Genomic DNA, 25,396 nt, shown 5'->3' with positions numbered 1-25,396 from the left:
GCCCGGTCGTGCGCCAACTGTCCGGTCGCACGGCACCGCGTCCGGTCGTGCGTCATCCCGTCGGTTCCAGTCGCGCGTCCCGGCGGACCAGGGCCGCGTACCGCCCCTCGCGCTCCAGCAGCTCCTCGTGCGTACCCCGTTCGGCAACCTGCCCGGAATCGAGGACCACGATCTGGTCGGCGCCGCGGACCGTGGACAGCCGGTGCGCGATGGTGAGCGTCGTCCGGTTGGCCGACAGGGCGTCGATGGCCTCCTGGACCGCGTGTTCGGTGCGGGTGTCCAGGGCGCTGGTGGCCTCGTCGAGGATGAGGACCGGCGGGTCGCGCAGGATCGTGCGGGCGATGGCGAGGCGCTGCTTCTCGCCGCCGGAGAAGCGGTGGCCGCGTTCGCCGACGACCGTGTCGTAGCCGTCGGGCAGCGCGGCGATGTGGTCGTGTATCTGGGCCGCCTTCGCGGCCGCGTGCAGTTCGTCGTCGGTGGCGTCCGGCTTGGCGAAGCGGAGGTTGTCGGCGACCGAGGCGTGGAAGAGGTACGTCTCCTGGGAGACGACGCCGACCGCGCGAGCCAGGGTGTCGAAGTCGAGGTCGCGGACGTCGACGCCGTCCAGGGTGACGCGGCCGCCGGTGACGTCGTACAGCCGGGGCACCAGGTAGCCGAGCGTGGACTTGCCCGCGCCGGTGGGCCCGACGACCGCCAGGCTGCTGCCCGCCGGGACGGTGATGTCGATCCCGTCGAGCACGGGACGAACAGGGCGCACGGCGCGGACGGAACCGGCCTTGTCGGCCTTATCGGCCGTGTCCTCGCCGTTCTCGTACCGGAACTCGACGCCCTCGAAGCGGACCTCGCCCTTGACCTGGTCGAGGTGGACCGGCTGGTCCCGCTCGGTGATGTCGATGGGCAGGTCGAGGTACTCGAAGATGCGCTGGAAGAGCGCGAGCGAGGTCTGTATCTGGACGCCGGTCGACAGGAGGCTGACGGCCGGGCGGAACAGGCCCTGCTGGAGCGAGACGAAGGCGACGATGGTGCCGAGCGACACCTGGGGGCCGCCGAGCTGGAGGGCGACACCCGCGGTCCAGTAGATGACGGCGGGCAGGGCGGCCATGACGATCGTGATGACGGCCATCCGCCAGCGGCCGGCCATGCTCGACCTCACTTCGAGGTCGACGAGCTGCTCGGACTCCTCGGCGAAGGACCTGGTCAGCGAGTCGGAACGGCCCATGGTGCGGCCGAGCAGGATGCCGCTGACCGAGAGCGACTCGGTGACCGTGGCGGCCATCGCGGCCATCTGCTTCTGGCGCTGGGTGGTGATCTTCTTGCGCTCGTCGCCGACGCGGCGGCTGATCCACACGAACACGGGCAGCAGGACCAGCGAGACGACGGTCAGCCGCCAGTCGAGGGCGACCATCGCGACGATCGTGGCGACGACGCTGGTGACGTTGGAGACCAGGGAGGTGGCGGTGGAGGTGACGGTGGCCTGCATGCCACCGATGTCGTTGGCGATGCGGGACTGCACCTCGCCGGTGCGGGTGCGGGTGAAGAAGGCGAGCGACATGCGCTGCAGGCGGCCGTAGACGGCGGTGCGCAGGTCGTGCATGACGCGCTGGCCGACGGTCGTCGAGATCAGCGTCTGCAGGACGCCGAAGACACTGGTGAGGACGGCACTGAGGATCATGCCGAGCGCGAGCAGGCTCAGCAGGCCGGTGCGGCCGCCGGGGATCGCGACGTCGAGGATCTCCTTGAGGAGGAACGGCGTGGCGACCGAGACCAGCGACGAGGCGCCGACCAGCAGGCCGACGACGCCGAGCCGGCCGCGGTAGGGGCGGAAGAGACGCAGGATGCGGCGCACCTGCCGAGGCTGTTCCTTCGCCTCGGCGGGCGGTGTCCAGGAGGGTTCACGGTCGGGATGCATGGGCTCCTACGGAGGTGAGCGGGCGTCGGCACGCAGACCGGCCGACGATGACTGACGGATCGTAGCTCATTGTGAGTATAGGTAACAATGAACTAGGTCCTGATATTGTTCCCGCATGACCTCCCCCGATCCCGAGGGCCTGCTCGCCGAGCAGTTGCTGCGGCTCACCCGCCGGGTGCACCGCATCCAGAAGCGCCATCTGGAGCGGCGCGGCCTGGGCGTCACCCCGGCCCAGTCGCGCCTGCTGCGCACCCTCGCGCACTACGGCTCCCCGCCGCGCATGGCCGACCTCGCCGAGCGGCTGGAGGTGGTGCCGCGCGCGGTGACGACCCTGGTCGACGGGCTGGAGGCGAGCGGCAAGGTGCGGCGGGTGGCCGATCCGACCAACCGGCGGGTGACCCGGATCGAGCTCACGGACGAGGGCCGGACGACCCTGCGCGAGCTGCGCGGGGCGCGCCGGTCGGCGGCGGAGGAGATCCTCGCCCCGCTCACGGAGGAGCAGCGCGAGCTGCTCGGCGGCCTGCTCGACACGCTCGTGGACGGAGCGGCGGCCGAGCGCTGCTGAACGCGCGGCGGGGGCGATCCGCACCGGCCGGGGTGCGCGGGCAGGGGCAGGCGTGCGACGCGTCGCGGCGGGGCCGGGGACGCGTCCCACACCCGTCGGCTCAGCAGCCGGTGCGATCCTCGGTGAGCATGCCCTGGACCGAGGTCAGGGAGCGGTCGTAGCAGCCGCCCGAGCCGTGCAGCCGGTAGCGCTCGCTCGTCGTGCCGACCGCGTGCCGCTGATCGCGCGGCACGTTCAGGGTGTACGAGGCGTCGCCGGTGTAGGTGTCGTCGAGCCGTGACCACGCGGTGCGCCGCCCGTCACGGGTCTCCACGACGGCCGCCCGGTCCCCCAGGGTGAGGGTGGTGCGCAGCCGGTCGCCCGCGCCGACCGTCGTGGCACCGTCCATCGTGTACGTCCGGTGCGTGTGCGTCGTCCGGGCCGGTCCGCGGCCGTCGACCGTGACGGTCTCGTCGTCCGTCCAGGTGGCGTCGAGTCCGTCGGTCGTCTCACCCTCGGTCCAGCGATGCGCGGAGGTGTGGGCCAGCGTTCGGCGGACGGTGGTCGTCACGCGACCGTGCGAGGTGTCGACGTATCCGGCGACGGTCAGCCGGTGACCGGCCTCGGCGTCGACGCGGTGCTCGTCGGAACCGTGCGTGTACGTCGCCGAGTTGGCCAGGTCGGTCGCCTTGTCCACGGTGAGCCCGCCGGTGACGTGCGCGCGATGCTCGTCCTGCCAGACCAGCACGTTCACCGGAGCGCTCCAGCCGGCCTGGCCCTCGGGGACGCCGGCGACGGAGACCTCGACCTGGTGCGGGCGGCCGTCGTTGAGGATCGCGGCGAAGGGGGTCAGGTCGTACTCGATCGGCTTGACGTCGAAGGCGCGTGGCGCCGGGACGACGTACCAGAGGAAGGGGTTGGACCAGCCGCCGGTCCACACGTTCGGGAACGGGGCGGCGATTCCGGCCAGTTGGCCGTCGACCTTGATCTGCACCTCGCGATAGGGACCCTTGTCGGCCTTGCAGGAGTACGGCGCCGGGTCGGGCGCGGTCAGGTACCAGAACTCCTCACAGCCGCCGCCCGATCCGGTGGCGTACACCTCGGCGACGATGCGCTCGCTGTTGCGCGGCGTGGTGAGGGTCGTACCGGTGAGGGGCAGGACGCGGTCGGGGACAGCGGCGGAGAGGCTTCGACCGATCGCGGAGTTGCCTTGGCCGGCCTCGGAGTTGGCCTGGCCGACGGTGAAACCGCCTTGGTGGATCACGGGGTCGGCCCGGTAGAAGGTCAACGTCACCTTGACGTCGATGACGCCCGTGTACGTGTCGTCGACGACGTTTCCGATCAGCATCTCGACGTCCTGCGCCTGGCGGAAGGTGTCGCTGTAGCGGGTGACGTCCTTCTCCACCGACCACTCGATGCCGTCCGGGGACGGCTCCGGCGTCGACGTGCGCAGGACCTCGACGCCACCGACGTGCAGATAGCCGAGCCGGTCGTACTGGCGCCCCTTCACCTTGCCGTCGAGGCGTAACACCACCTTGCTCCAGCGGTCCCCGCAGCCGTCCGGCGGTGTGTACGCGCCCTTGTACGGCGTGAAGTCACGGAACTGGGCCTCGGCGAGGGTGATGCGGCAGGACGTGGCGGCCGGCTTGGCGATCGGCGGGGCGGCGGTCACCGGGTCGTGCCAGTCGGTGCCGAACTCGGCGGGGGCGTCGGCGGATCGGGCCGGAGCGGCTGTCGCTCCGAGGAGGGTGCCGGCCAGGAGGGTCACTCCGGCGAGCATGGACATGACTATCCGGCTTCTCATGGACCGCTGTTCTACGGGCACGGACACGCTCCCCGCAACGACGCCACGCGCCAATCAGGCCGTCAACTCCGCCCTGTCCCCCATCACCACCACGGGACGCCGGTCCGGATCCAGCGTGCGCAGCAGGTACTCCATGTCGGACTTGGACATGCTGACGCACCCCGACGTACCGCTGCCATGGTCCATGTGCAGCCAGATGCTCCCACCCTTCTCCTCTCCCCGGGGGCGCGTCGGGTCGTTGGGCGGCGTTCCCGCGACCCGGTTGTAGTCGATGGCGATGACGTAGTCGAAGTCGTGCCAGTGCGTCGCGGGCCACCAGCGCGGTGCGGCGAAGGCGGAGTCCCGGGTGTACGGCAGCAGGGCACCCGGATCGTCGAGCACCCCGCCCGCGTCGGTGAGGGTGAACACGCCGACCGGGCTGCGCCGGTCGCCCGAGCGGTGATCGGTGGTCCAGCCCTTCTTGCCGTTGTGCGCCGGCCAGGCGCGGACGCGCCGCCAGTTCGCGCCGTACTTGGCGTACAGCACGACCGTGGAGTCCGCCGAGTCCCTGCCGTCGCCGTAGACCGCCACCACCTGGCCGGAGTCGGCCGGAATCCGCCGCTGCAGACGGTCGCCGACATCCGGAATGCGAGTCGGGTCCTGAGGGCCGGGGCCGGGCGGTCCAGGGCGGGTCGATCCGGCGTCGGGTGATCCGGCCGGGCCGCCGGGCTCGGCGTTGCTGTCTCGGTGTCCCGTCGCTTCGGTGTCGCGGTGCTGCGCCGAGCCGCAGGCGGTCGGGGCCGTCAGAAGAGTGCCGAGGGCCGCCACCGCGACCGCCACTCGCCGCACACCGTCGATCCGCGCCCCGTCGATCCGCATCCGGACATCCTGGCACCACGTACCGCCGCATTGCGTGAAGTTCCGGACATCGCCGCGAACGGCGCACCGAAGCCTGCCGATTCTGCTCGCCGTCCAGGAAAACCGTTTGATTTCGACCACGCTCCGACGCGAACCTTTCACGGCTTGTTGCCGCTTCCCCGCCTGACGAGAGCCACTGGGACGTCATGCAGATTCAAGACCTTCCGTATCCCGACCCGGGTGTGCCCGACGCACGTTCGGGTCCCCGATTCCTGTGGTGGCTGGGGCGGAACCAGTTGGGCGGACAGCTGAAGGCACTGGCCTGGGGCCTGCTGCACTTCGTGTCCGTCTCCGCGCTGCCGTTCTGCGTCGGCCTCGCCGTCCAGGCCGTCGTCGACCACTCCGGCACCCGGCTGGCCCAGACCGGCGCGCTGATGGCGCTGTGCGGTGTGGCCATCGCCGTGGGCGACACCTTCCTGCACCGGACCGCGGTCACCAACTGGATCACCGCCGCCGCCCGCGTCCAGCAACTGCTGGCCCGCCAGTCCGCCGAGCTGGGCTCCGCGCTGACCCGGCGGGTCGCGGCCGGTGAGGTGGTGGCCGTCTCGACCGGCGACGTGGAGAAGATCGGCTGGTTCGTCGAGGCCGTGTCACGCTTCACCGCCGCCGCGCTGACGGTCGTCGTGGTCTGTGTCGGCCTGGTCGTCTACCAGCCGGCGCTCGGCGTCATCGTCGCGGTCGGGCTGCCCGTGCTGGCGCTCGCCGTCCTGCCGCTGCTGCCCCGGGCGACCCGGCGCGCCGACTTCCAGCGCGAGAAGGCGGGCCGGGCGACCGAGCTGGCCTCGGACACCGTCGCCGGTCTGCGGGTGCTGCGCGGCATCGGCGGCGAGGAACTGTTCCTCGACCGCTACCGCCGCGCCTCCCAGGAGGTACGGCGCGCGGCCGTCCGCAGCGCCCGGATGTGGTCCCTGATCTCCGCGATCCAGGTGCTGCTGCCGGGACTGCTGCTGATCGCGATCGTCTGGCAGGGCGTCCATCTCGCCCGCCAGGGCCGGATCACCGTCGGCGAACTGGTCACCGTCTACAGCGCCGTCATGGTCCTCACCTATCCGCTGCGGCACTTCGAGGAGATCGCCATGGCGTACTCCTTCTCGCGCCCGTCGGCCAAACGTGCCGCCCGCGTGCTGTCCCTGCGCCGGACCACCGACGCCGGAGGGTCGCGTGAGGCCGACGCCCCGAGCGGCGACCTGTACGACCCGGCCACCGGTCTGCTCGCGCCCAACGGCCGCCTCACCGCCGTGGTCTGCGGCGACCCGGACGCGGCGGGACGCCTTGCCGAACGCCTCGGCGGGCATCCCTCCGAGGCCGGCCCGTCGGTCCTGCTCGGCGGCCTGCCGCTCGACGAGCTGCCCCTCGACACCGCCCGCACCGCCGTCCTCGTCCAGGACAAGGACCCGGTCCTGCTGTCCGGTTCGCTGCGCGAGCTGCTCGACGTCCCCGCGTCCGGCGGGGTCGGGGCCGAGGAGGCGCTGGCGGCCGCGCAGTGCGGCGACGTCCTGGACGCACTCGCCCAGGGATCTCTGGACGAGGGGGATCCGATGGACGCCCGCATCACGGAGCGCGGGCGCTCGCTGTCGGGCGGCCAGCGCCAACGGCTGGCGCTCGCCCGGTCCCTGATCACCGACCCGGAGGTGCTCGTCCTGGACGAGCCGACCTCCGCCGTCGACTCGCACACCGAGGCGCGGATCGCGGAGGGGGTGCGGACGCTACGGACGGGACGCACCACCGTGGTGTTCACCTCGTCCCCGCTGCTCCTGGACCGCGCGGACCGGGTCGTCATGGTGCACGAGGACGAGGTCGTCGCGGTCGGCACGCACCGCGAACTGGTGCACACGGATCCCCTGTACCGGGCGGTCGTGACGCGTGAGACCGATGACGAGGCCGCCCTGCGGACCAGGTTGGACGACCACGAGGCAGCTCTGCGGAAGACGCGGAAGGACGACCGGGCAGCCCTGCGCAACGGGCTGGACGGCGACGAGGCCGCCAACCGGCTGGGCACGTTCGAAGAGATCGAGGAGAGCGCATGATCGGCGTTGCGCCACCGGCGTACGACCCGGCGGCCCCGACGACGGCCACCACCCTGCCCGTCGGCGCCACCGCGACCGTGCGCGCCTACGTGGCCGAACTGTTCCGGCGCCACCGTCGCGCCTTCCTGCTCCTCATCGCCGTCAACACCGTGGCCGTGGTGTCCTCCATGGCGGGCCCGTACCTGCTGGGCGGGCTCGTCGAGCGAGTGTCCGACGGGGCGCGGGAGCTGCATCTCGGTCTGACCGTCGGGCTGTTCGTGCTCGCGCTGGCCGTGCAGGCCGTGTTCGTGCGCGAGGTGCGATTGCGCGGCGCGATGCTCGGCGAGCGGATGCTGGCCGACCTGCGCGAGGACTTCCTCGTCCGGTCGGTGGGACTGCCGCCGGGCGTCCTGGAACGGGCGGGCACCGGCGACCTGCTGTCCCGGATCACCACGGACATCGACCGGCTCGCCAACGCCATGCGCGAGGCGGTGCCGCAGCTCGCGATCGGTGTGGTGTGGGTCGTGCTGTTGCTGGGCGGGCTCGTGGTCACCGCGCCGCCGCTGGCGGCTGCGGTGCTGCTCGCCGTACCGGTGCTGGTCGTGGGCTGCCGCTGGTACTTCAAGCGGGCGCCGTCCGGCTACCGCTCGGAGTCCGCCGGATACGCGGCCGTGGCCGCGGCGCTGGCCGAGACGGTCGACGCGGGCCGGACCGTCGAGGCGCATCGTCTCGGGGCCCGCCGCATCGCCCTGTCGGAGCGCCGGATCAAGGAGTGGACGGCCTGGGAGCGCTACACGCTGTGGCTGCGCTCGGTGCTCTTCCCGGTCATCAACGCCACGCACGTGGTGGTGCTCGGCTCGGTGCTGATGGTCGGCGGTGTCTTGGTCCTGCACGACTGGATCGACGTGGGACAGCTGACCACCGGGGCGCTCATCGCGCAGCTGCTGGTCGACCCGGTGAACCTGATCCTGCGCTGGTACGACGAGGTGCAGGTCGCCCAGGTCTCGCTGGCCCGCCTGGTCGGCGTGCGCGACATCGAGCCGGACGCTGGGGACGGCTCGCTCGCCCCCGACGGGCGCACCGTGCGCGCGGACGCGGTGCGATTCGGCTACCGCGAGGGCGTCGACGTCCTGCGCGAGGTGTCCCTCAAGGTCGCGCCCGGCACCCGGGTGGCGCTGGTCGGCCCGTCGGGCGCGGGCAAGTCCACGCTGGGCCGACTGCTCGCCGGTATCTACGCACCTGGGGCCGGTCGCATCACGCTGGGCGATGCCGAACTGTCCCGGATGCCCGCCGAGCGGGTTCGCTCCCACGTCGCCCTGGTCAACCAGGAGCACCACGTCTTCGTGGGGTCCCTGCGCGACAATATCCTGCTGGCCCGGGCGGATGCCGTCGACGCCGAGCTGTGGGCGGCCCTGGGCGCGGTCGACGCGGACGGCTGGGCGCGGGCACTGGACGACGGCCTGGACACCGAGGTCGGCTCGGGCGGACTCGCGCTCACCCCGGCCCAGGCCCAGCAGATCGCGCTGGCCCGCCTGGTGCTGGCCGACCCGCACACGCTGGTCCTGGACGAGGCGACCTCGCTCCTCGACCCGCGCGCGGCGCGGCATCTGGAGCGCTCCCTGGCCCGCGTCCTCGACGGCCGCACCGTGGTCGCCATCGCCCACCGGCTGCACACCGCCCACGACGCCGACGTCATCGCGGTCGTCGAGAACGGCCGTATCAGCGAGCTCGGCAGCCATGATCAGCTGGTCGAGGCGGACGGCGCCTACGCGGCACTGTGGCGTTCCTGGCACGGGTGACCGTCCGGAAGCGCCACCGGCGGGTGGCTCGGTCTGCGGGACCGGGCCCCGGCGGGCGGGCGTGTCGGTGGGGGCCGGGCGGGCCTTTGCCCGCGGCGCCGCAAGGCCGGGCGGTGAGCCGTGCGTGGCCGTGGCCGGGGCGGGTACTCGCGCTGCCGGGACGCGGAGGGGACCCGAGACGGGCCGCGCACCCGCAGGCCAGTGCCCGTGCCGTTGCGCAGTGCCGATCAGGGGTGGAAGGCTGGATAGCGGCACCGGTTCGGGGGACGCCCGGAAACCGTCCGGTTCGAACCGGGTGACACCCGTGCCGCGCGCGCCGGCGTACCTTCGCCGACCGCGGTGAGAACGGGCCGTCTTCACCAGGAGGTACCCGTGGACAGCGCCGACGGATGGGGAGACGACGTCTACCAGCCCGATGGATCCGAGATCCGGGAGGACTCGGGGCTGCTCGACGCGGAGGACACACTGGTCGACGACGGTGTCGACGATCCCCTGGACCGAGGCTGGTCCCCTCCCGAGCGGCCGTGGGCAGTGGAGCACAGCGGTGTCACGGCGGCGGAGCGCCACCAGGGCGAGAGCCTGGACCAACGCCTGGCCGAGGAGTTGCCCGACCTTGTCGTGCCCGACGGCGACGGCATCGGTGACTGCCAGGGCACCGACGGCGAGGCGCTGGACAACGAGGTCGGCGCCCTCCGCTCCGGCCGCCTGGTGGCCCCCGACGAAGGGGCGCACGAGGACGAGGAGAGCGCCCTGGTCGCCACGGACGTGGGCATCGACGGCGCGGCCGCCTCCGCCGAGGAGGCCGCGATGCACATCGTGGACGAGGACACCTTCTACAGCTGACCCCGCAGTCCCCTGCCCGCCGACCGCCCCGTGCGAGGAGCAGCCATGCAGCAGGACAAGCAGCCCGACTACCACCCCGTGGTCTTCCGTGACCGCTCCGCCGGATACGCCTTCCTGACCCGGTCCACGGCGGCCAGCGACCAGACCATCGAATGGGACGACGGCGAGACGTACCCGGTGGTCGACGTGGAGATCTCCTCGGAGAGCCACCCCTTCTACACCGGCAAGGCCCGCACGGTCGACTCGGAGGGCCGCGTCGCCCGCTTCGAGCGGCGTTACGGCGGGGCCGCGCAGGACTCCGGCGGAGGCGGCGGGCCCGCCTGACCCGGGCCCGCCCGCCGAGGGACGGCCCGGCCCCGCCGCCGGAGGCCGACCCCGGCCGCTCGCCGGACGACGAGGCCCGTCCGTCAGATCACGTTGAGCGCGGCCGCGCAGCCCACTCCGCCGAGCAGCATGAACACCGGCATCAGCACCTTGAGCTCGACCCAGCTGCCCGCCCGGAACCGCATGAACTTCGGCGGACCCACCGGGTACCAGCGCTTGCGGCCGATCGGGATCGGCCACAGGACCGGGCAGCCGGAGACCGTCAGCGCGTCCCCGAGGTCGTGCACCAGCGCGCCCAGCACGATCGGCAGCCCCAGCCACAGGTACTGCTGCCCGGGCTCCGTGAACAGCCAGTGCGAGCCGTTGCCCGGCTTGTCCAGGACACCCGCGAGGATCCAGGCGCTGGTCGCCGCCAGCAGCCAGACCAGGACATCGCTGCTGGAGCCGCGAGCCGCCCGCCACAGCAGACCCTCGATCGCCAGCACCATGTGCACGAAGAGGATCGCCAGCACCGCCCAGCGGCCCCCGGCGATCGCCAGGGCCGCGGTCCCCGCGCCGATGAGGACCGCCCACAGCCAGGTGTGGGTCAGGGTGCGGTGCCCGCCGGAGCGGCGTGGGTCGCCCTGCTTCCTGGTCGCCTTGTAGACGCCGTAGGACAGCTTGTCCACGATCTCGCAGACCCAGCGCGACAGCGGCCCGAAGGCGCGCGAGATGGTGGCCGCCTTGTGGTCCAGGTCGGGGGCGAGTGCCGCGCCCGCGCAGATCAGCGCGCCGGACAGAACCACCGGCCAGGGCATCGCGTGACCGGCCGCGGCGGCCGCCGCCCCGACGCCGAGCCAGGCCGCGGCCCCCGACAGTGAGTGTGCTGGTCCCATCATGGCCGTTCCCCGCCCCATTCCTCGTGTGCCGCTGTCCAGTTGACCGGGTGCATTGACGCTCCGTCGGCGACACAGCGTAGCGGCCATGATCTTCGTACTCGCAGCCGATTCCCCCATCGGCCGGGACGCCAGGCAAGATGGGTGCGTGACCCTCATCGATCAGCTGCCGCCGACCGCCGACCCCGACGCCCTCTACGAAGCCTTCGAGTCGTGGGCCCAGGAGCGCGGTCTCACGCTCTACCCCCATCAGGAGGAGGCGCTGATCGAGGCGGTCTCGGGTGCGAACGTGATCGTTTCGACGCCCACCGGCTCCGGCAAGAGCATGATCGCCGCGGGCGCCCACTTCGCCGCGCTGGCCCGGGACGAGGTCACTTTCTACACGGCTCCCATCAAGGCGCTGGTGTCGGAGAAGTTCTTCGAGCTGTGCAAGCTCTTCGGCACCGAGAACGTCGGCATGCTCACCGGCGACGCGTCCGTCAACGCGGACGCGCCCGTCATCTGCTGCACCGCCGAGGTGCTCGCGTCCATCGCGCTGCGCGACGGCAAGGACGCGGACGTCGGCCAGGTCGTCATGGACGAGTTCCACTTCTACGCGGAGGGCGACCGCGGCTGGGCCTGGCAGATCCCGCTGCTCGAACTTCCGCAGGCGCAGTTCATCCTGATGTCGGCCACGCTCGGCGACGTCTCCTTCTTCGAGAAGGACCTCACCCGCCGCACCGGCCGCCCCACCGCCGTGGTCCGCTCGGCCACCCGTCCCGTGCCGTTGTCCTACGAGTACAAGCTCACCCCGCTCACGGAGACGCTCACCGACCTGCTGGAGACCAAGCAAGCGCCGGTCTACATCGTCCACTTCACCCAGGCGCAGGCCGTGGAGCGGGCGCAGGCGCTGATGAGCATCAACATGTGCTCGCGCGAGGAGAAGGACCAGATCGCCGAGCTGATCGGCAACTTCCGCTTCACCACCAAGTTCGGCCGCAACCTCTCCCGTTACGTCCGCCACGGCATCGGCGTCCATCACGCGGGCATGCTGCCCAAGTACCGACGCCTGGTGGAGAAGCTCGCACAGGCCGGCCTGCTGAAGGTCATCTGCGGCACGGACACGCTCGGCGTCGGTGTCAACGTGCCGATCCGCACCGTCCTGTTCACCGCGCTGACCAAGTACGACGGGAACCGTGTGCGGACCCTGCGCGCCCGCGAGTTCCACCAGATCGCGGGGCGGGCCGGCCGGGCGGGCTTCGACACGGCCGGGCTCGTGGTCGCGCAGGCGCCCGAGCACGTCATCGAGAACGAGAAGGCGCTCGCCAAGGCGGGCGAGGACCCGAAGAAGCGCCGCAAGGTGGTCCGCAAGAAGGCGCCGGAGGGCTTCGTCGGCTGGACGGACACCACCTTCGAGAAGCTGATCGCCTCCGAGCCGGAGCCGCTGACCTCCCGCTTCCGTGTCACGCACACGATGCTGCTGTCGGTGATCGCCCGGCCCGGCAACGCCTTCGAGGCGATGCGGCACCTGCTGGAGGACAACCACGAGCCGCGCAAGCAGCAGCTCAGGCACATCCGGCGGGCGATCGCCATCTACCGGTCGCTGCTGGACGGCGGCATCGTCGAGAAGCTGGACAAGCCGGACGCCGAGGGGCGCATCGTCCGCCTCACCGTCGATCTCCAGCAGGACTTCGCGCTCAACCAGCCGCTGTCCACGTTCGCGCTGGCCTCGTTCGAGCTGCTCGACCCGGATTCGCCGTCCTACGCCCTGGACATGGTCTCCGTCGTCGAGTCCACGCTGGACGACCCCCGTCAGATCCTCGTCGCCCAGCAGAACAAGGCGCGCGGTGAGGCCGTCGCCGCGATGAAGGCGGACGGCGTCGAGTACGAGGAGCGGATGGAGCGCCTCCAGGACGTCACGTACCCGAAGCCCCTGGAAGAGCTCCTCTTCCACGCGTACAACACCTACCGCAAGAGCCACCCCTGGGTCGGCGACCACCCGCTGTCCCCGAAGTCCGTCATCCGGGACATGTACGAACGGGCCCTGTCCTTCACGGAGCTGGTGTCCTTCTACGAGCTGGCCCGCATCGAGGGCATCGTGCTGCGCTACCTCGCCAGCGCCTACAAGACGCTCGACCACACCATCCCGGACGATCTGAAGTCCGAGGACCTCCAGGATCTGATCGAGTGGCTCGGTGAGATGGTGCGCCAGGTCGACTCCAGCCTGCTGGACGAGTGGGAGCAGCTGGCCAACCCGGAGGAGATGACCGCCGAGGAGGCCCAGGAGAAGGCCGACGAGGTCAAGCCGGTCACCACCAACGCGCGTGCCTTCCGCGTCCTGGTCCGCAACGCGATGTTTCGGCGCGTGGAGCTCGCCGCCCTCGACCAGGTCGACGAGCTGGGCGAGATGGACGCCGAGGCCGGCTGGGACGCCGAGGCCTGGGGCGAGGCGATGGACAAGTACTGGGACGAGTACGAGGACCTGGGCACCGGACCCGACGCGCGCGGCCCCAAGCTGCTCGTCATCCAGGAGGAGCCGCAGAACAAGGTGTGGCGCGTCCGCCAGATCTTCGACGACCCGAACGACGACCACGACTGGGGCATCAGCGCCGAGGTCGACCTTGCGGCCTCCGACGCCGAGGGCCGCGCCGTCGTCCGCGTGACCGACGTCGGCCAGCTGTGAGGACTGGAGAGGCCCCGGCATGACGAACCCGGCCGAGAAACTCGTCGACCTGCTCGACCTTGAGCAGATCGAGGTCAACATCTTCCGTGGCCGAAGCCCGCAGGAGTCGTTCCAGCGGGTCTTCGGCGGCCAGGTGGCGGGGCAGGCACTGGTCGCCGCCGGGCGTACCACGGACGGCGAGCGACCGGTGCACTCACTGCACGCGTACTTCCTGCGCCCGGGGCGGCCGGGCGTGCCGATCGTGTACCAGGTGGAGCGGATCCGCGACGGGCTGTCGTTCACCACGCGCCGGGTCACCGCCGTGCAGCACGGCCGCACGATCTTCAATCTGACCGCCTCCTTTCACAAGCCTGAGGAAGGACCTTTCGAGCACCAGCTGCCGCCGGCCCGCGAGGTGCCGCACCCGGAGTCCCTGCCGACGCTCGCGGACGAGATCCGCAAGCATCTGGGCGCGCTGCCCGAGCAGTTGGAGCGGATGGCGCGCAGGCAGCCCTTCGACATCCGTTACGTCGACCGGTTGCGGTGGAACCCCGAGGAGATCGACGGCTGCGAGCCGCGCAGCGCGGTGTGGATGCGTGCGGTCGGACCACTGGGCGACGACCCGCTGGTGCACACCTGCGCGCTGACCTACGCCAGTGACATGACCCTCCTGGACGCCGTCCGCATCCCTATCGAACCCCTGTGGGGTGCGCGGAACTTCGACATGGCGTCGCTGGACCACGCCATGTGGTTCCACCGGCCGTTCCGCGCGGACGAGTGGTTCCTGTACGACCAGGAGTCCCCGGTCGCGACCGGCGGGCGCGGTCTGGCGCGGGGCCGCATCTACGACCTACAGGGCCGGCTGCTCGTCTCGGTCGTCCAGGAAGGTCTGTTCAGGTCCCTGTAGACCAGCCGGTTTCAGACCGCCGCGCGACCGGATGCTTCGGAGCACGGCGGCCGGGGGCTTCTGCGACGCAGCCAGCCCAGCAGACGGCGGGGCTGCTCGGGTGCCACGGACGTCTCCGGCGCGGAGGCGCGGCGTGGGGCCGCGGTGGCGCGGTGCTGAGCCAAGGGGGCGCTGTGCGGGGTCGCTGGGGCCTCACCGCGTGGGGCCGGGCTCGGCGCGGGCCGGTGCCCGCGAGCTTCCTCCACGGCCCGGGCCAGGTCGTTCCTCAGCCAGCCGATCTCGTCCTGGTCGCTCGCCGTCATGATCTCCTGGGCGAGGTGTGCGGAGGGTGATCCCGGTGCCCCGTGGGTGGGTGGCGCCGGGCGGAACCGGTTGAGATGGGACCGCTCGTAGGGGTCCCTCACCACGTCCGCGACATGAGCGGGGTCGAGAAAGGCCGCCACGGCCCCCGCCCGGTGCCACGGTTCCTCGGCCAGACGCAGCAGAAATCCCAGATGCCGTCCGCGCCAGTTGCGGGCTCGCAGATCCACGCCCGCCGTCAGTTGGGCCCGCAGCACCTCGGGCGTACGTCCCGTCAGCAGAAAGGAGTTCTTCTCGTCGTTCGCGAACTCCTCCAGTTCCTGGGCGAGATAGAGCCACACCACGGCGCGGTAGCGATTCAGGTAGTACTTCACCGGCACGACCAGCCCCAGGCGCGCGAGCCGGGTGAACCGGGTGACGGGCACGTTCATGATCTTCGCGCCCTCGGTGGTGCCGACGGCCCGGACACCGTCGCGGAGCACTTCGGGGAAGCCGTCCTGTGCACGCAGCCGGTCGATCTCGGCGTGCTCGATCCTGCGGCCCCCTCCCCCTCCCTCGTCGGGCACGGTGCGGATCCGGCCGAGGTGCACGGCGAGGTCGAACTCTCCCCGCTTGAGTTCCAGTTCACGTGCGGCGCGGCTGGGCGCGCAGGTGTGGGGGCGGGGTTGCGTGATGGTGGTGCCCGACATGGTCATCTCCCCCGTGGAGTGGGTGGCTCGCGCCGTGTGCGCTCGCCGTGAAAAAACCGTAGCCGGTCCGGCGCATCGCGTGGCGAGCCTGTGGATAACTCCACGGGCAAAGACAAACCAGCAGGTCAGAGGTCTGCCGGGGAAGTACGCTCGGGGTGCCGGGCGTCGACGCCGAGGTGCTCGCCGACCCGGTTGACCAGCAGGGTCATCTCGTAGGCGATCTGGCCTATGTCGGCTTCCGCGCCGCTGAGCACGCACAGACAGCTGCCGGTGCCGGCCGCGGTGACGAACAGGACCGCGTCGTCGTACTCGATCATCGTCTGGCGCACCCTGCCCGCGCTGAAGTGGCGTCCCGAACCCTTGGCCAGGCTGTGGAGTCCGGAGGCGACGGCGGCGAGATGCTCCGCGTCCTCACGGCGCAGGCCCGTGCTCGAACCCGTCACCAGCCCGTCGTTCGACAGGACCAGCGCGTGCCGTACGTGTTCCACGCGCCCGGTCAGGTCGTCGAGCAACCAGCCGAGTCCCTGGTTCTGCGCCATGCTCCCGCTCCCCGTGTGATGTCGCCTCCCTGGCCGGAGGATCTGTCCGCCAGCCTTCCCCACGACCGCCGTCCGGGCAAGGAGGATGGGGCCATGGCACAGAAGATGACCGATGAGCAATGGCGGGAGTTCGTCTCGCACGGCACTCGCACCGGCAAGTTGTCGACCGTACGCGCCGACGGGAGCCCGCACGTGGCGCCGGTCTGGTTTCTGCTGGACGGGGACGAGGTGGTCTTCAACACCGGAAAGGAGACGGTGAAAGGGCGCAATCTGGCCCGCGACGAGCGGGTCGCCCTGTGCGTGGACGACGACACACCGCCCTTCCACTTCGTGGTCCTGAACGGCCGGGCCCGCCTGTCCGAGGATCTCGGCGAACTTCGCCACTGGGCGACCCGGATCGCCGCACGGTACATGGGCGAGGAGCACGCCGAGGCGTTCGGTGCCCGCAACGGCGTTCCGGGCGAACTCCTGGTCCGGGTCGCCATCGACAATGTGGTGGCGCTGACGGATCTGACGGGCTGAGAGCCGCCGCCGGTCAGCTCACGGAGTCGAGGAGCCGGGCGGTGTGCATCCGTCCGGCGTACTCGACGAGACGGATCAGCACCTCCTTGCCCGAGGCCCGGTCGCGGGCGTCGCACAGGACCACCGGCGTTCCCGGGTCGAGGTCGAGGGCTCGGCACACCTCGTGGGCGCTGTACGCGCGGGCACCGGCAAAGCAGTTGACGGCCACGACGAACGGTATGCGCCGGTGTTCGAAGTAGTCCACCGCCGGGAAGCAGTCCTCCAACCGCCGGGTGTCGGCCAGAACCACGGCGCCGAGGGCCCCTTGCGACAGTTCGTCCCACAGGAACCAGAACCGGTCCTGGCCGGGTGTGCCGAAGAGGTAGAGGGAGAGGCCGGAGCGGATCGTGATACGGCCGAAGTCCATGGCGACGGTCGTGGTCACCTTCTGGTCCACGCCGTCGGTGTCATCGACCAGTTGACCCGCCTCGCTGAGCAGCTCCTCGGTGCGCAGAGGGCGGATCTCGCTGACCGCGCCCACCAGCGTGGTCTTGCCCACGCCGAATCCGCCGGCGACCAAAATCTTCAGCGCCAGGGCGGACGGATCGCCATCCGCGGCAACGGAGTGCTCGGATACCATGATCACTTCTCTCGGGAGTGCCGGGTACGGTCGACGTCCGGGAGCACGTCGGGGTGCGAAGTCAGCATCATGACAATTCCCTCCCCCTTCCGGGTGATTGACCCGATATCCACGCGATGTGACCGACTGGAGTCCGGTTGCTACCGGAAAGGTGTGCGACCGTGTGCCGTGCTCGTCCGGTTGGTTCTGAACCCTCGTCTACAGCGCCCGCAATCCCTCGATGACCTCGCGCAGAATGCGCTCGTCGGGCAGCTGCGCCGGAGGCACTGGACTGCTGACCGTGACGCAGCCCAGCTCCAGGAGGTCGCCGAGGAGCACCCGGACCACTCCGACGGGAAGGTCGGCGTCCGCCGCGAGTTCGGCGACGGACTGCGTTTCCGTGCGGCACAGGTCGATGAGCGTGCGGTGCTCGGGTCCGAGCGCGGTGTCGTCGTCGACGACGGGGGCGCCTGGGTCGAGAGCGACGAGCGCGATCAGGTCGAATCGCACCCCGGTGGGGCCCGGTCTGGTGCGGCCGCCCGTCATCGCGTACGGGCGGACCAGGGGCCCCGCCTCTATGTCGTACCACTGGCTGCCCTGGTCGCTCGGGGCGCCGGCCCTGTCCTCGATCATCCGTGCCGACCGCTCTCTCGGCTCAGCCCACGACAGGTGGGCGAGCACCGACGCGCGGCGCCGTGCGGAGGTGCTCGCCGACACGCTTGACCAGCCGTGCCATCTCGTACGCGACGAGTCCGATGTCGGCGGTCACGGCGGTGAGAAGCGTCAGGCAGGAGCCGTCCCCGGCGGCCGCCACGAAGAGGAAGCCGTCGTCCATCTCCACCATGGTCTGACGCACGCCTCCGGCTCCGAAGTGCCGGCCCGCGCCCTTGGCCAGGCTGTGGAAGCCGGAGGCGACGGCGGCCAGATGCTCGGCGTCCTCGCGTTTGAGGCCGGTGGAAGCGCCGACCGCGAGGCCGTCGTTGGAGAGCACCACGGCGTGCCGCACGTCGCTCACGCGTGCCACCAGGTCGTCCAGCAACCAGTCGAGTTCACGAGATCGCTGGGCGGCCCGCATGCCCGGGTCGTGGATCATGCATAGTCTCCTTCGCTGCTGTGACTGCCCGATTCGGTGTCCGGGGCGACTGCGCGGCCGGGCTGCCGTCCGCCGCCGCGCGCCCAGCCGTCGCGGTAGGCCGCCATGCGGTCCCGTACGAGTTCGGGAGTACGCGGATCGTCGCCGCCGGAGGCAGGTGGGCGGTCCCGCTCCTCGCGGCGCTGCTCGCGCAGTTGGGGGGCGAGGTTCGCCTGGCGTACCCGGCGCGGGAGGTCTTCGGAAGCTTCGGAGTCGTTCGACGGGCGGTGCGGCCGCAAGGTGGTGACTCCTGGGGGCAGGGTGTCGGGCGGGGCGTCTGCCGATGGCTGTGCGGTCGCCGCGAGGGCGGGCCTGTCTCCGGGCACGCGGGCGTGGGCGCCCGGCACGCGCGCGTACTCGCGTTCCGCCGCCGGTTCGGCGTCCGCCGACGAGCGAGGGGAACGTTCCGCCACCCCGTTGTGCAGCAGCGCGGTGGGCATCAGGACCACGGCGGTGGTGCCGCCGTAGGGTGAGGTGCGCAGGTGCACCTTGATGCCGTGGCGCGCGGCGAGCCTGCTGACCACGAAGAGACCGAGGCGGTCGCTGTCGAACAGGTCGAGTGCCTCGGACTGCTCGATGCGCCGGTTCGCCTCGGCGAGCGTCTCCGCCCCCATGCCCAGGCCCCGGTCCTCGACCTCCAGGGCGTAACCGTTGCCGACGGGCTCGCCGGTGATCCGCACGCGCGTGTGGGGCGGGGAGAACTGGGCGGCGTTCTCCACGATCTCGGCGAGCAGATGGGTGAGGTCGGCGACGGCCGCGCCGATGACGGACGCCTCCGGGAGTCGGCGCACCTCCACGCGCGCGTAGTCCTCGACTTCGGAGACGGCCGCGCGCACCACGTTGGTGAGGGACACCGGAATGCGCCAGGCTCGTCCGGGTGCGGCCCCGGACAGGATGATCAGGCTCTCGGCGTGGCGTCGCATACGGGTCGTCAGGTGGTCGAGCCGGAAGAGGTCGCTCAGTTCGTTGGGGTCCTCGGAGCGGCGCTCCATGCTGTCCAGCAGGCTGAGCTGGCGGTGGACCAGGACCTGGCTACGGCGGGCGAGGTTCACGAACACCCCGGAGATGCCGCTGGCGAGTTCGGCACGCTCCACGGCGGCGCGCAGGGCCGCGCGGTGCACGGTGCCGAGGGCCTCGGCGACCTGTCCTGTCTCGTCCTCGGCGGGCGGTCCGGGGGGTGTCTCGGCGCGGATGTCGATCTCCTCGCCCGCGCGCAGCCTCCGCATGGCCTCGGGAAGTTTGCGGCCGGCGATCTCCAGGGCGCTGTTGCGCAAGGTGACCAACTCGACCACGAGGGCGCGTCCGATGCGTACGGAGATGACGAGCGAGGCGGCCACGGCGGCGAGTCCGAAGAGGACCGCGGCCCCGGCCGGGGTGAGCAGACCCCGGGTGAACGGTTCGGCACGGCCCGCGACGGCACGGCCGGCGCCGGTCTCGATGCCCCGCATGCCGTCCTGCACGCGCGCGTGGGCCGGATCCCAGGTGGCTTGCGGAGCGGCGGCGATCGCGCGGGCGCCCGGGGCACTGGCGAGGACCCTGTCCTCGACGGCGGCGGCGGAGGTGTAGGCGCTGCCGTCGGCGAGGCGCTGCCAGGCGGCGCGCTGGGCGCCGGGCAGATCAGCGACAGCGGCCTCGGTGAGCGTGCGGCGTGTCTCGACGGCGCCCGTGAACTGCCGCAGCCGTGCGCCCTGGAGGCCCCCGGCGAGGCGAGCGCTGGTGAGCAGCACGTCCTCCTGGGCCAGGGCCTCACGCGCGCGGGAGAACTCCAGCAGCACGCGCGCGCCGGAACCGACGTCGTCGGCCTGGACACCGGTGAGGGCGCCGTCCACGCCGAAACCCGAGGCGATGGTCCGGGTGTACTGCCCGTACACCTGGGCCCAGCCGGTCCGGCGGTCGAGCACCGCCGTGCGCAGCGTCCGCAGGTGCTCGGCGTCGGCGACGAAGATCTCCAGCCGCGCGGCGACGCCACGCGGTAGGTCCCCACTGTCGGCGACGGTGTGGTCGTCCCCGAGCCGCAGCCGTGCCACGGCACGGTCGGTGCGCGCGGCGAGCGTCCTGAGGTCGTCGCTCTGTCCGGCGGCCGGGTCGGTCGCGTGACGCACCGCGGCGGCCCGCTCGGCCTGCAGGGCGGAGACGGCAACGGAGACGGGTGCCCGTAGTTCGGCGTCGACGCGCTGGGACTGCCGCAGCCGGGAGACGTCCTGTGCGGTGCTGACGGTGGCGTACGCCCACAGGGCGAGCAGGGAGACGACGGGCACCATCAGCAGGCAGACGACCTTGGCCCGCACCGTCCGGGGCCGGGTCCGCCATCGTCCCGCGCGCGCAGGCGCGAGGTCGGCCGCCGGGCCCACGGGTTCGTCCGCGGGCTCGTCGGCGGGTGGTCCGGCGTGCGCGCGACGGCCGCGCACGGGCGGTGGGGACGGCGTCTTCGCGCCGGCCGTGGGGGTCCTCCGGGGTGTACGCATGGCCTCCTCGCTCGGTAGTGGTTCGGGGCGGCGCGCTCTGCCGGGCCCCGGCTAGCGGGCGGTGGCGCTCTCGACCGGCCGTTGGGCCGAGGCGGTCGCCTCGCGCTCTCCTGCTGTCGGCGAGAGGGCGACGAAGGCCGAGGTGAGGAAGAGGTAGGACCCGAGGCCGACGGCGAGGGGGAAGATGAACTGCATCGCCGTGGCCCCGGGCAGGACCGAAGCGGAGGGCGTGACGCGCACGCTCACCGCGAACATTCCGGTGTAGTGCATGCTGCTGACGGCCGCTCCCATGACGAGCGAGGCGACGGTGACCGCGACGGGTGACTTGATGTTCAGCCCCGCCCACAGGGCCGCCGTCGCCGCGACGACCGCGATGAGGACGGAGAGCCCGACGAGCATCGGGTCGTAGCGGACGTCGCCGTGCAGGCGTACCGCGGCCATGCCGAGGTAGTGCATGCTCGCCACACCCAGCCCGGTGGTGAGGCCGCCGAGGAAGAGTGCTCGGGTGCGGTCACGGCTGTAGCCGACGACGAAGACGCCGGCGCAGACGACGACCATGGCGACGAGGAGGCTGAGGACGGTCAGCGGTACGTCGTAGCGGATGTCGGTGCCGCTGACGCTGAAGCCGAGCATGGCCACGAAGTGCATGGTCCAGATGCCGGTGCCGATCGCGGAGGCCGCGGTGACGAGCCAGTTGCGGCGCGACCGGCCGGTGGTGCCGAGCGCGCGGACGGTGCAGCGCAGACCCAGCGCGGCGCCTGTACAGGCCATCGCGTACGACAGTACGGGGGTCAGCCAGCCGAAGGCGGCATGGTCCAGGTGTCCCATGGCCCCGGGACGCTAGCCGGAGCAGGGGCGCACGCAGGGGGCGCATTTCGAAAGGTGTTGCAATGTGACGCGGAGATGCGCTGGAACGATCGCGTCCCGCTCGAACGTGCGCGCAACGGCAGCCCCCGTGCCGGTGAGGGATCATGCGGAGCATGAGCGACGACCACACGCACGTCCAAGAGTTCTTCGGCGCCCGGGCGGCCGACTGGGACAGGCGGTTCCCCGACGACGGTCCCGCCTACGCGGCAGCCGTGGCCGACCTCGGGCTGCGCCCCGGGGACCGCGTGCTCGACGCGGGCTGCGGCACGGGCCGGGCCCTGCCGCCGTTGCGCGCGGCCGTGGGGCCCGCGGGCGTGGTCGTCGGGGTGGATCTGACACCGGAGATGCTGCGGGCCGCGGTACGGGCCGGGAGGGACCGGGACGGGCGGCTGCTGCTCGCCGACGTGGCCGCCCTGCCCCTGCGGTCGGAGTCCTTCGACGCCGTGTTCGGCGCGGGCCTCATCGCGCATCTGCCGCGTCCCTCAGAGAACCTGCGGGAGTTGGCGCGCGTGGTACGGCCCGGCGGCACACTGGCGCTGTTCCATCCGATCGGCCGGGCGGCGCTGGCGGCGCGCCAGGGCCGGCAGATCACCCCGGACGACCTGCGCGCCGAGGGCAACCTCCGTCCGCTGCTGGCCGGTTCCGGATGGCGTATGACGTCGTACGTGGACGAGGACTCCCGCTTCCTCGCGCTGGCCGTTCGCGAGGACTGACGACGGCCTCCGGCCACGGTCGCGGGCCTGTGCCGCGGGACCTCCCCGCAGGCCGGGGTCCGCGCCGGCGGACCCTCGCGTAGGCGGGCGTACGTGCCGACGTACCGCCACCCGGCCGTGCGCGCGGGCGGCCCCTCACCCCTGTCCGGCCACCGTCGCGACAAAGGCGTCCGGCTGGTCGAACATGACGTTGTGCCCGGCGCCGGGCACCGTCACCACACGCACCCCGGCCTCCTCCAGGCCCTCCTTGCCCGCCAGTTCACCGCTGAGCTCGCCCTGCAGATACACGCGGTCGATCGGCAGCCCTTCCAGGAGCGTGCGCATGGCGGGGTCCGAGCCGCGCACGAGCCCCCGGCTGGTGCGGTGCAGCGCACGCGGGTCGGCCAGTCGCATGGTCGCCGCCCACAGCGGGCCGACACGCTCCAGCACGCGTGCGTGGCCGAATGCCAGGAACTCGTCCGCCTCGTAGGAGGCGATTTCGCGGCTCGCCGCGGATTGCGGCGGGAAGGCGTCGAGGTTGGCCTCGGTGAGGACCAGCCGGGAGACGAGGTCGGGCCGCCGGTGGGCGAGCACGATGGCGACCGAGCCACCCATGCTGTGCGCGACCAGTTCGGCGCCGGTCAGCCTCGCCGCGTCCAGGGCCGCCGCGAGGGCGTCGGCGTGGTCCTCCAGTGTGTAGCCGAAATGTGCGGGCCGGTCGCTGATGCCGTGTCCTGGCAGGTCAACGAACAGGCTTCGGCGGCCCGCGAGTTCGGGGTGGGCCGCGATGTGGGCGTGGTACACGGTCGACATCGACCCCAGTCCGTGGACGAACACGCGCGCGGGTTCCTCGCCGGGCGTCTCCGTCCACCGGATCCGGCTTCCCTCACCGTCGAACTCGGCCTGCTGCATCGCGTTCCTCCTCGGTGTCGCCGGTGCCGCGATCGGGCACGCGAGGAAGATACCTCGGAACTGAGGTATTGATAAAGCGAAGTATCCACGCGTCGATGTACAGCGGGCTTGCGGGAGAATGCGGCCATGCTGGAGCTCGCCATCCTCGGTTTCCTGTACGACGCCCCGCTGCACGGCTACGTGCTGCGCAAACACATCGCGGCGCTGACCGGGCACGTACGCCCCGTCGCCGAGAGCACGCTGTATCCCGCGATCAAGCGGCTCGAAAAGGCGGATCTGCTGGCCCGGACCACCGAGCCCGGTGCGGTGGCCGCGCCGCGTCACGTGCTGACGCTCACCGACGACGGCCGGCGCGTGCTGCGGCGTCGGCTGGCCGAACCGGCGCAGCGCGACATCACCGACGAGAACCGCTGGTTCACGGTGCTCGCCTTCCTCAGGCACCTGGACGACCCCACGCTCCAGGTGGCGGTGCTGCGGCGCAGACTGGCGTTCCTGGAGGAGCCGGCGAGCTTCTTCTACGAGGGCGACCGGCCGCTGAGCGCCGAGGAGCTGGACGACCCGTTCCGGCGCGGCATCCTCACCATCGCACGCGCGACGAGCCGGGCCGAGCTCACCTGGCTGCGCCGGACGATCGACTCACTGGACGACAGCTCCCACTGACACGTCCACCGGTTCCGTTCGAGCCGCCCGAACCGGTTCACCGCGGCGTCCCCCTTCTGTCGCCACAACTCCAACTCTACGTTGAATGGGGACAGATGAACGAACGGCGCCGAAGCCACACAGAGAGAAGGTGGTTCCCGTGTTCGACAGGGTTCGCACATACATCGCCCGATTTCGCACGTCCACGCGCGCGGAGGCGGCCGGCGGCAGCGAGAAGCGGGCACACAACTTGTTCGAAGCCGCGTCGGACTATGTCTCGGCCCGCGCCGAGGACGACCAGGACCGGATGGACGAGGCCTCGGGCTGGGTGTCACCGGAGGCACTGTCGTTCGGGGTGAGCGAGCTGGCCTGCCGGGCCGTCATCGCCCTGGCCCGGGAGCGCGACGAGTCGCCGCGCACGGTGGCGCGTGACCTCCTCGGGCTTCCCGTCGCCTGACCCGCCCGGACGTCGTCGGATCGGGGCGATTCGCCCCCGTCCAGGCGGAAAACTGCAGCTCCGGGTGTCGTGCGAGTCGTGACAAGGGGCTTCCGCTCGCACTAGGGTGCGCGCCGTTGGACGAACCATTGGGGAGGCTGGGATGGCCGAGACGGACGAGGAGGTCGTCGCCACCGCGGACGATGCGCTGTACGTGCTCACGGCAGTGCTGCTGACGCCGGCGCAGTTCCCGAGCGTGCTGGGCGACGACTATCCGGAGGCCTGCGCCGCGCTGGACCTCGCGCCGCGTGCCGACGGGTACGGTCTGGTGCTCGGGCAGGACGGCGACGGGGCGCGCTGGACGGTGGTCATCGACGACGTCTCGCTGGTCGCGGTTGCGATCGCTTCCTGGGACTGCGGCATGGAGTACGACCTGTCGCCGGACGAGCGCACGGTTGTCGCCGCCCTGCCGGGCTGGCCCCTCGCGGTCGCCGTGGCGGCCCCGGGCGTGCCCGAGCCGCACGATCCCGGCCCCGATGTGGCGGAGGGTCCCCCGCTGGCCCCGCCGGACACCAGCTCCTGGGGCCCGGCCCAGCGGCGCCTGGGCGCCGACGAGATCGCACAGCAGTGGGCCGTCTGGCGCGAGCAGATCGACGACGGCGAGTTCTCGACGGCGGGTGCCCTTGCGAAGGAGGCGGAGGCCTCTGCGGAGGGCGAGCAGGGCTCCGCGGACCGCGAGGACGGCAAGGACGGCGTGCAAGGCGCTCCGACGGGCCACCAGGGAATCCGGCGCGTCCTCGCGGAAGCCCGCGCCTACGTGGACACGCCGCCGCCACTCGGCCGGGTCCGCTCGTCGTTCGCCCCGGGCGACGCCCGGACGCTGCGCGCCGACGGTCCCGGCTGGTCCATGGTCGCCCGCACCGACGACATCGCGTTCGTGCTGCTCGACGACGAGCCCGGCGAGGTCCTGCCGGTGGGCCGGGGTCCGGAGCTCCCCGGCCTCCTGGATGCGCTCGACAAGCTGGCCGTACGACCCAGCTGAGCCCGCGCGGGCCG

General features: G+C 71.8%; 24 protein-coding genes. 12 read left to right on the top strand and 12 right to left on the bottom strand.

Annotated elements, in window-relative coordinates; genetic code table 11:
* Positions 1-52: 52 nt before the first annotated feature.
* Positions 53-1,909: an ABC transporter ATP-binding protein gene (locus tag IPZ69_RS14000; protein WP_235454435.1), complete on the bottom strand. Its 1,857-nt coding sequence runs from the start codon at positions 1,907-1,909 to the stop codon at positions 53-55.
* Positions 1,910-2,024: 115 nt separating this feature from the next.
* Here IPZ69_RS14000 and IPZ69_RS13995 point away from each other — a divergent pair, with 115 nt between their 5' ends.
* Entirely contained in the window at positions 2,025-2,474 is a 450-nt protein-coding gene (locus IPZ69_RS13995; RefSeq protein ID WP_235454434.1) for a MarR family winged helix-turn-helix transcriptional regulator, read from the top strand.
* 100 nt (positions 2,475-2,574) lie between these two features.
* Here the strand turns inward: IPZ69_RS13995 and IPZ69_RS13990 are convergent, their stop codons facing one another.
* Complete coding sequence (locus IPZ69_RS13990) at positions 2,575-4,257, bottom strand: peptide-N4-asparagine amidase (RefSeq protein WP_235454433.1); 1,683 nt, start codon at positions 4,255-4,257, stop codon at positions 2,575-2,577.
* A gap of 54 nt (positions 4,258-4,311) precedes the next feature.
* Positions 4,312-5,115 carry a L,D-transpeptidase family protein gene (locus IPZ69_RS13985; protein WP_235454432.1) on the bottom strand — a complete coding sequence of 268 codons (804 nt, stop codon included), beginning with the start codon at positions 5,113-5,115 and terminating at the stop codon, positions 4,312-4,314.
* Positions 5,116-5,300: 185 nt separating this feature from the next.
* Here IPZ69_RS13985 and IPZ69_RS13980 point away from each other — a divergent pair, with 185 nt between their 5' ends.
* The 4 genes from IPZ69_RS13980 (at position 5,301) to IPZ69_RS13965 (ending at position 10,126) form a co-directional block, all read left to right on the top strand.
* A complete protein-coding gene (locus IPZ69_RS13980; RefSeq protein WP_235454431.1) occupies positions 5,301-7,181 on the top strand; it encodes an ABC transporter transmembrane domain-containing protein in 1,881 nt (626 codons plus the stop codon).
* Positions 7,178-8,959 carry an ABC transporter ATP-binding protein gene (locus IPZ69_RS13975; protein ID WP_235454430.1) on the top strand — a complete coding sequence of 594 codons (1,782 nt, stop codon included), beginning with the start codon at positions 7,178-7,180 and terminating at the stop codon, positions 8,957-8,959. The genes IPZ69_RS13980 and IPZ69_RS13975 overlap by 4 nt, the downstream gene beginning before the upstream one ends.
* A gap of 372 nt (positions 8,960-9,331) precedes the next feature.
* A complete protein-coding gene (locus IPZ69_RS13970; protein ID WP_235454429.1) occupies positions 9,332-9,802 on the top strand; it encodes a DUF5709 domain-containing protein in 471 nt (156 codons plus the stop codon).
* Positions 9,803-9,847: 45 nt separating this feature from the next.
* Complete coding sequence (locus tag IPZ69_RS13965; protein ID WP_235454428.1) at positions 9,848-10,126, top strand: type B 50S ribosomal protein L31; 279 nt, start codon at positions 9,848-9,850, stop codon at positions 10,124-10,126.
* An 83-nt stretch (positions 10,127-10,209) separates the two neighbouring features.
* Here the strand turns inward: IPZ69_RS13965 and IPZ69_RS13960 are convergent, their stop codons facing one another.
* Complete coding sequence (locus tag IPZ69_RS13960) at positions 10,210-11,004, bottom strand: metal-dependent hydrolase (protein ID WP_235454427.1); 795 nt, start codon at positions 11,002-11,004, stop codon at positions 10,210-10,212.
* A 145-nt stretch (positions 11,005-11,149) separates the two neighbouring features.
* Between IPZ69_RS13960 and IPZ69_RS13955 the strand changes: the two genes are divergently transcribed.
* Complete coding sequence (locus IPZ69_RS13955) at positions 11,150-13,663, top strand: DEAD/DEAH box helicase (protein ID WP_235454426.1); 2,514 nt, start codon at positions 11,150-11,152, stop codon at positions 13,661-13,663.
* 19 nt (positions 13,664-13,682) lie between these two features.
* A complete protein-coding gene (locus IPZ69_RS13950) occupies positions 13,683-14,549 on the top strand; it encodes an acyl-CoA thioesterase (protein WP_235454425.1) in 867 nt (288 codons plus the stop codon).
* Positions 14,550-14,560: 11 nt separating this feature from the next.
* On the opposite strand, the gene IPZ69_RS13945 is transcribed toward IPZ69_RS13950, so the two are convergent.
* Both IPZ69_RS13945 and IPZ69_RS13940 read right to left on the bottom strand, forming a co-directional pair.
* The gene (locus IPZ69_RS13945; protein ID WP_235454424.1) at positions 14,561-15,538 is read right to left on the bottom strand and encodes a DUF6397 family protein; all 978 of its coding nucleotides are present in this window, start codon (positions 15,536-15,538) and stop codon (positions 14,561-14,563) included.
* 125 nt (positions 15,539-15,663) lie between these two features.
* Entirely contained in the window at positions 15,664-16,077 is a 414-nt protein-coding gene (locus IPZ69_RS13940) for a roadblock/LC7 domain-containing protein (RefSeq protein ID WP_235454423.1), read from the bottom strand.
* Between the two features lie 93 nt (positions 16,078-16,170).
* Between IPZ69_RS13940 and IPZ69_RS13935 the strand changes: the two genes are divergently transcribed.
* Positions 16,171-16,599, top strand: coding sequence for a PPOX class F420-dependent oxidoreductase (locus IPZ69_RS13935; RefSeq protein ID WP_235454422.1), 429 nt, complete (start codon positions 16,171-16,173; stop codon positions 16,597-16,599).
* Between the two features lie 13 nt (positions 16,600-16,612).
* Here IPZ69_RS13935 and IPZ69_RS13930 read toward each other — a convergent pair whose 3' ends face one another.
* From IPZ69_RS13930 to IPZ69_RS13910, 5 genes are all read right to left on the bottom strand, one after another.
* Positions 16,613-17,218: a GTP-binding protein gene (locus IPZ69_RS13930; RefSeq protein WP_235454421.1), complete on the bottom strand. Its 606-nt coding sequence runs from the start codon at positions 17,216-17,218 to the stop codon at positions 16,613-16,615.
* A 198-nt stretch (positions 17,219-17,416) separates the two neighbouring features.
* Positions 17,417-17,830 (bottom strand): DUF742 domain-containing protein, encoded by a 414-nt coding sequence (locus tag IPZ69_RS13925; RefSeq protein WP_235454420.1) that lies wholly within the window; start codon positions 17,828-17,830, stop codon positions 17,417-17,419.
* Between the two features lie 22 nt (positions 17,831-17,852).
* Positions 17,853-18,290 (bottom strand): roadblock/LC7 domain-containing protein, encoded by a 438-nt coding sequence (locus IPZ69_RS13920; protein WP_235454419.1) that lies wholly within the window; start codon positions 18,288-18,290, stop codon positions 17,853-17,855.
* Entirely contained in the window at positions 18,287-20,794 is a 2,508-nt protein-coding gene (locus tag IPZ69_RS13915; protein ID WP_235454418.1) for a sensor histidine kinase, read from the bottom strand. Before IPZ69_RS13915 ends, IPZ69_RS13920 begins: the two co-directional genes overlap by 4 nt.
* A 51-nt stretch (positions 20,795-20,845) precedes the next feature.
* Positions 20,846-21,622 carry an MHYT domain-containing protein gene (locus IPZ69_RS13910; protein ID WP_235454417.1) on the bottom strand — a complete coding sequence of 259 codons (777 nt, stop codon included), beginning with the start codon at positions 21,620-21,622 and terminating at the stop codon, positions 20,846-20,848.
* A 152-nt stretch (positions 21,623-21,774) separates the two neighbouring features.
* Here IPZ69_RS13910 and IPZ69_RS13905 point away from each other — a divergent pair, with 152 nt between their 5' ends.
* Positions 21,775-22,374: a class I SAM-dependent methyltransferase gene (locus IPZ69_RS13905; RefSeq protein WP_235454416.1), complete on the top strand. Its 600-nt coding sequence runs from the start codon at positions 21,775-21,777 to the stop codon at positions 22,372-22,374.
* Positions 22,375-22,509: 135 nt separating this feature from the next.
* On the opposite strand, the gene IPZ69_RS13900 is transcribed toward IPZ69_RS13905, so the two are convergent.
* Positions 22,510-23,265: an alpha/beta fold hydrolase gene (locus tag IPZ69_RS13900; protein WP_235454415.1), complete on the bottom strand. Its 756-nt coding sequence runs from the start codon at positions 23,263-23,265 to the stop codon at positions 22,510-22,512.
* Between the two features lie 126 nt (positions 23,266-23,391).
* Here IPZ69_RS13900 and IPZ69_RS13895 point away from each other — a divergent pair, with 126 nt between their 5' ends.
* From IPZ69_RS13895 to IPZ69_RS13885, 3 genes are all read left to right on the top strand, one after another.
* Positions 23,392-23,925: a PadR family transcriptional regulator gene (locus tag IPZ69_RS13895; RefSeq protein ID WP_235454414.1), complete on the top strand. Its 534-nt coding sequence runs from the start codon at positions 23,392-23,394 to the stop codon at positions 23,923-23,925.
* A gap of 139 nt (positions 23,926-24,064) precedes the next feature.
* Positions 24,065-24,361: a hypothetical protein gene (locus IPZ69_RS13890; RefSeq protein WP_235454413.1), complete on the top strand. Its 297-nt coding sequence runs from the start codon at positions 24,065-24,067 to the stop codon at positions 24,359-24,361.
* 142 nt (positions 24,362-24,503) lie between these two features.
* Positions 24,504-25,382, top strand: a complete 879-nt coding sequence (locus IPZ69_RS13885; RefSeq protein WP_235454412.1) for a hypothetical protein — start codon at positions 24,504-24,506, stop codon at positions 25,380-25,382.
* Positions 25,383-25,396 lie beyond the last annotated feature (14 nt).

The organism is Streptomyces olivochromogenes, assembly GCF_021538895.1.
In the GTDB taxonomy this organism is placed as follows: domain Bacteria; phylum Actinomycetota; class Actinomycetes; order Streptomycetales; family Streptomycetaceae; genus Streptomyces; species Streptomyces olivochromogenes_A.
Note: the sequence above shows the minus strand (reverse complement) of the source record. Positions and strands in the feature narration are given on the sequence as shown.

Bases quoted from the DNA above. Each gene is read 5' to 3' on its own strand.
- IPZ69_RS14000 (WP_235454435.1), bottom strand. From the start codon at position 1,909: ATGCATCCCGACCGTGAACCCTCCTGGACACCGCCCGCCGAGGCGAAG.
- IPZ69_RS13995 (WP_235454434.1), top strand. From the start codon at position 2,025: ATGACCTCCCCCGATCCCGAGGGCCTGCTCGCCGAGCAGTTGCTGCGG.
- IPZ69_RS13990 (WP_235454433.1), bottom strand. From the start codon at position 4,257: ATGAGAAGCCGGATAGTCATGTCCATGCTCGCCGGAGTGACCCTCCTG.
- IPZ69_RS13985 (WP_235454432.1), bottom strand. From the start codon at position 5,115: ATGCGGATCGACGGGGCGCGGATCGACGGTGTGCGGCGAGTGGCGGTC.
- IPZ69_RS13980 (WP_235454431.1), top strand. From the start codon at position 5,301: ATGCAGATTCAAGACCTTCCGTATCCCGACCCGGGTGTGCCCGACGCA.
- IPZ69_RS13975 (WP_235454430.1), top strand. From the start codon at position 7,178: ATGATCGGCGTTGCGCCACCGGCGTACGACCCGGCGGCCCCGACGACG.
- IPZ69_RS13965 (WP_235454428.1), top strand. From the start codon at position 9,848: ATGCAGCAGGACAAGCAGCCCGACTACCACCCCGTGGTCTTCCGTGAC.
- IPZ69_RS13960 (WP_235454427.1), bottom strand. From the start codon at position 11,004: ATGATGGGACCAGCACACTCACTGTCGGGGGCCGCGGCCTGGCTCGGC.
- IPZ69_RS13950 (WP_235454425.1), top strand. From the start codon at position 13,683: ATGACGAACCCGGCCGAGAAACTCGTCGACCTGCTCGACCTTGAGCAG.
- IPZ69_RS13945 (WP_235454424.1), bottom strand. From the start codon at position 15,538: ATGTCGGGCACCACCATCACGCAACCCCGCCCCCACACCTGCGCGCCC.
- IPZ69_RS13940 (WP_235454423.1), bottom strand. From the start codon at position 16,077: ATGGCGCAGAACCAGGGACTCGGCTGGTTGCTCGACGACCTGACCGGG.
- IPZ69_RS13935 (WP_235454422.1), top strand. From the start codon at position 16,171: ATGGCACAGAAGATGACCGATGAGCAATGGCGGGAGTTCGTCTCGCAC.
- IPZ69_RS13930 (WP_235454421.1), bottom strand. From the start codon at position 17,218: ATGGTATCCGAGCACTCCGTTGCCGCGGATGGCGATCCGTCCGCCCTG.
- IPZ69_RS13925 (WP_235454420.1), bottom strand. From the start codon at position 17,830: ATGATCGAGGACAGGGCCGGCGCCCCGAGCGACCAGGGCAGCCAGTGG.
- IPZ69_RS13920 (WP_235454419.1), bottom strand. From the start codon at position 18,290: ATGATCCACGACCCGGGCATGCGGGCCGCCCAGCGATCTCGTGAACTC.
- IPZ69_RS13915 (WP_235454418.1), bottom strand. From the start codon at position 20,794: ATGCGTACACCCCGGAGGACCCCCACGGCCGGCGCGAAGACGCCGTCC.
- IPZ69_RS13910 (WP_235454417.1), bottom strand. From the start codon at position 21,622: ATGGGACACCTGGACCATGCCGCCTTCGGCTGGCTGACCCCCGTACTG.
- IPZ69_RS13905 (WP_235454416.1), top strand. From the start codon at position 21,775: ATGAGCGACGACCACACGCACGTCCAAGAGTTCTTCGGCGCCCGGGCG.
- IPZ69_RS13900 (WP_235454415.1), bottom strand. From the start codon at position 23,265: ATGCAGCAGGCCGAGTTCGACGGTGAGGGAAGCCGGATCCGGTGGACG.
- IPZ69_RS13895 (WP_235454414.1), top strand. From the start codon at position 23,392: ATGCTGGAGCTCGCCATCCTCGGTTTCCTGTACGACGCCCCGCTGCAC.
- IPZ69_RS13885 (WP_235454412.1), top strand. From the start codon at position 24,504: ATGGCCGAGACGGACGAGGAGGTCGTCGCCACCGCGGACGATGCGCTG.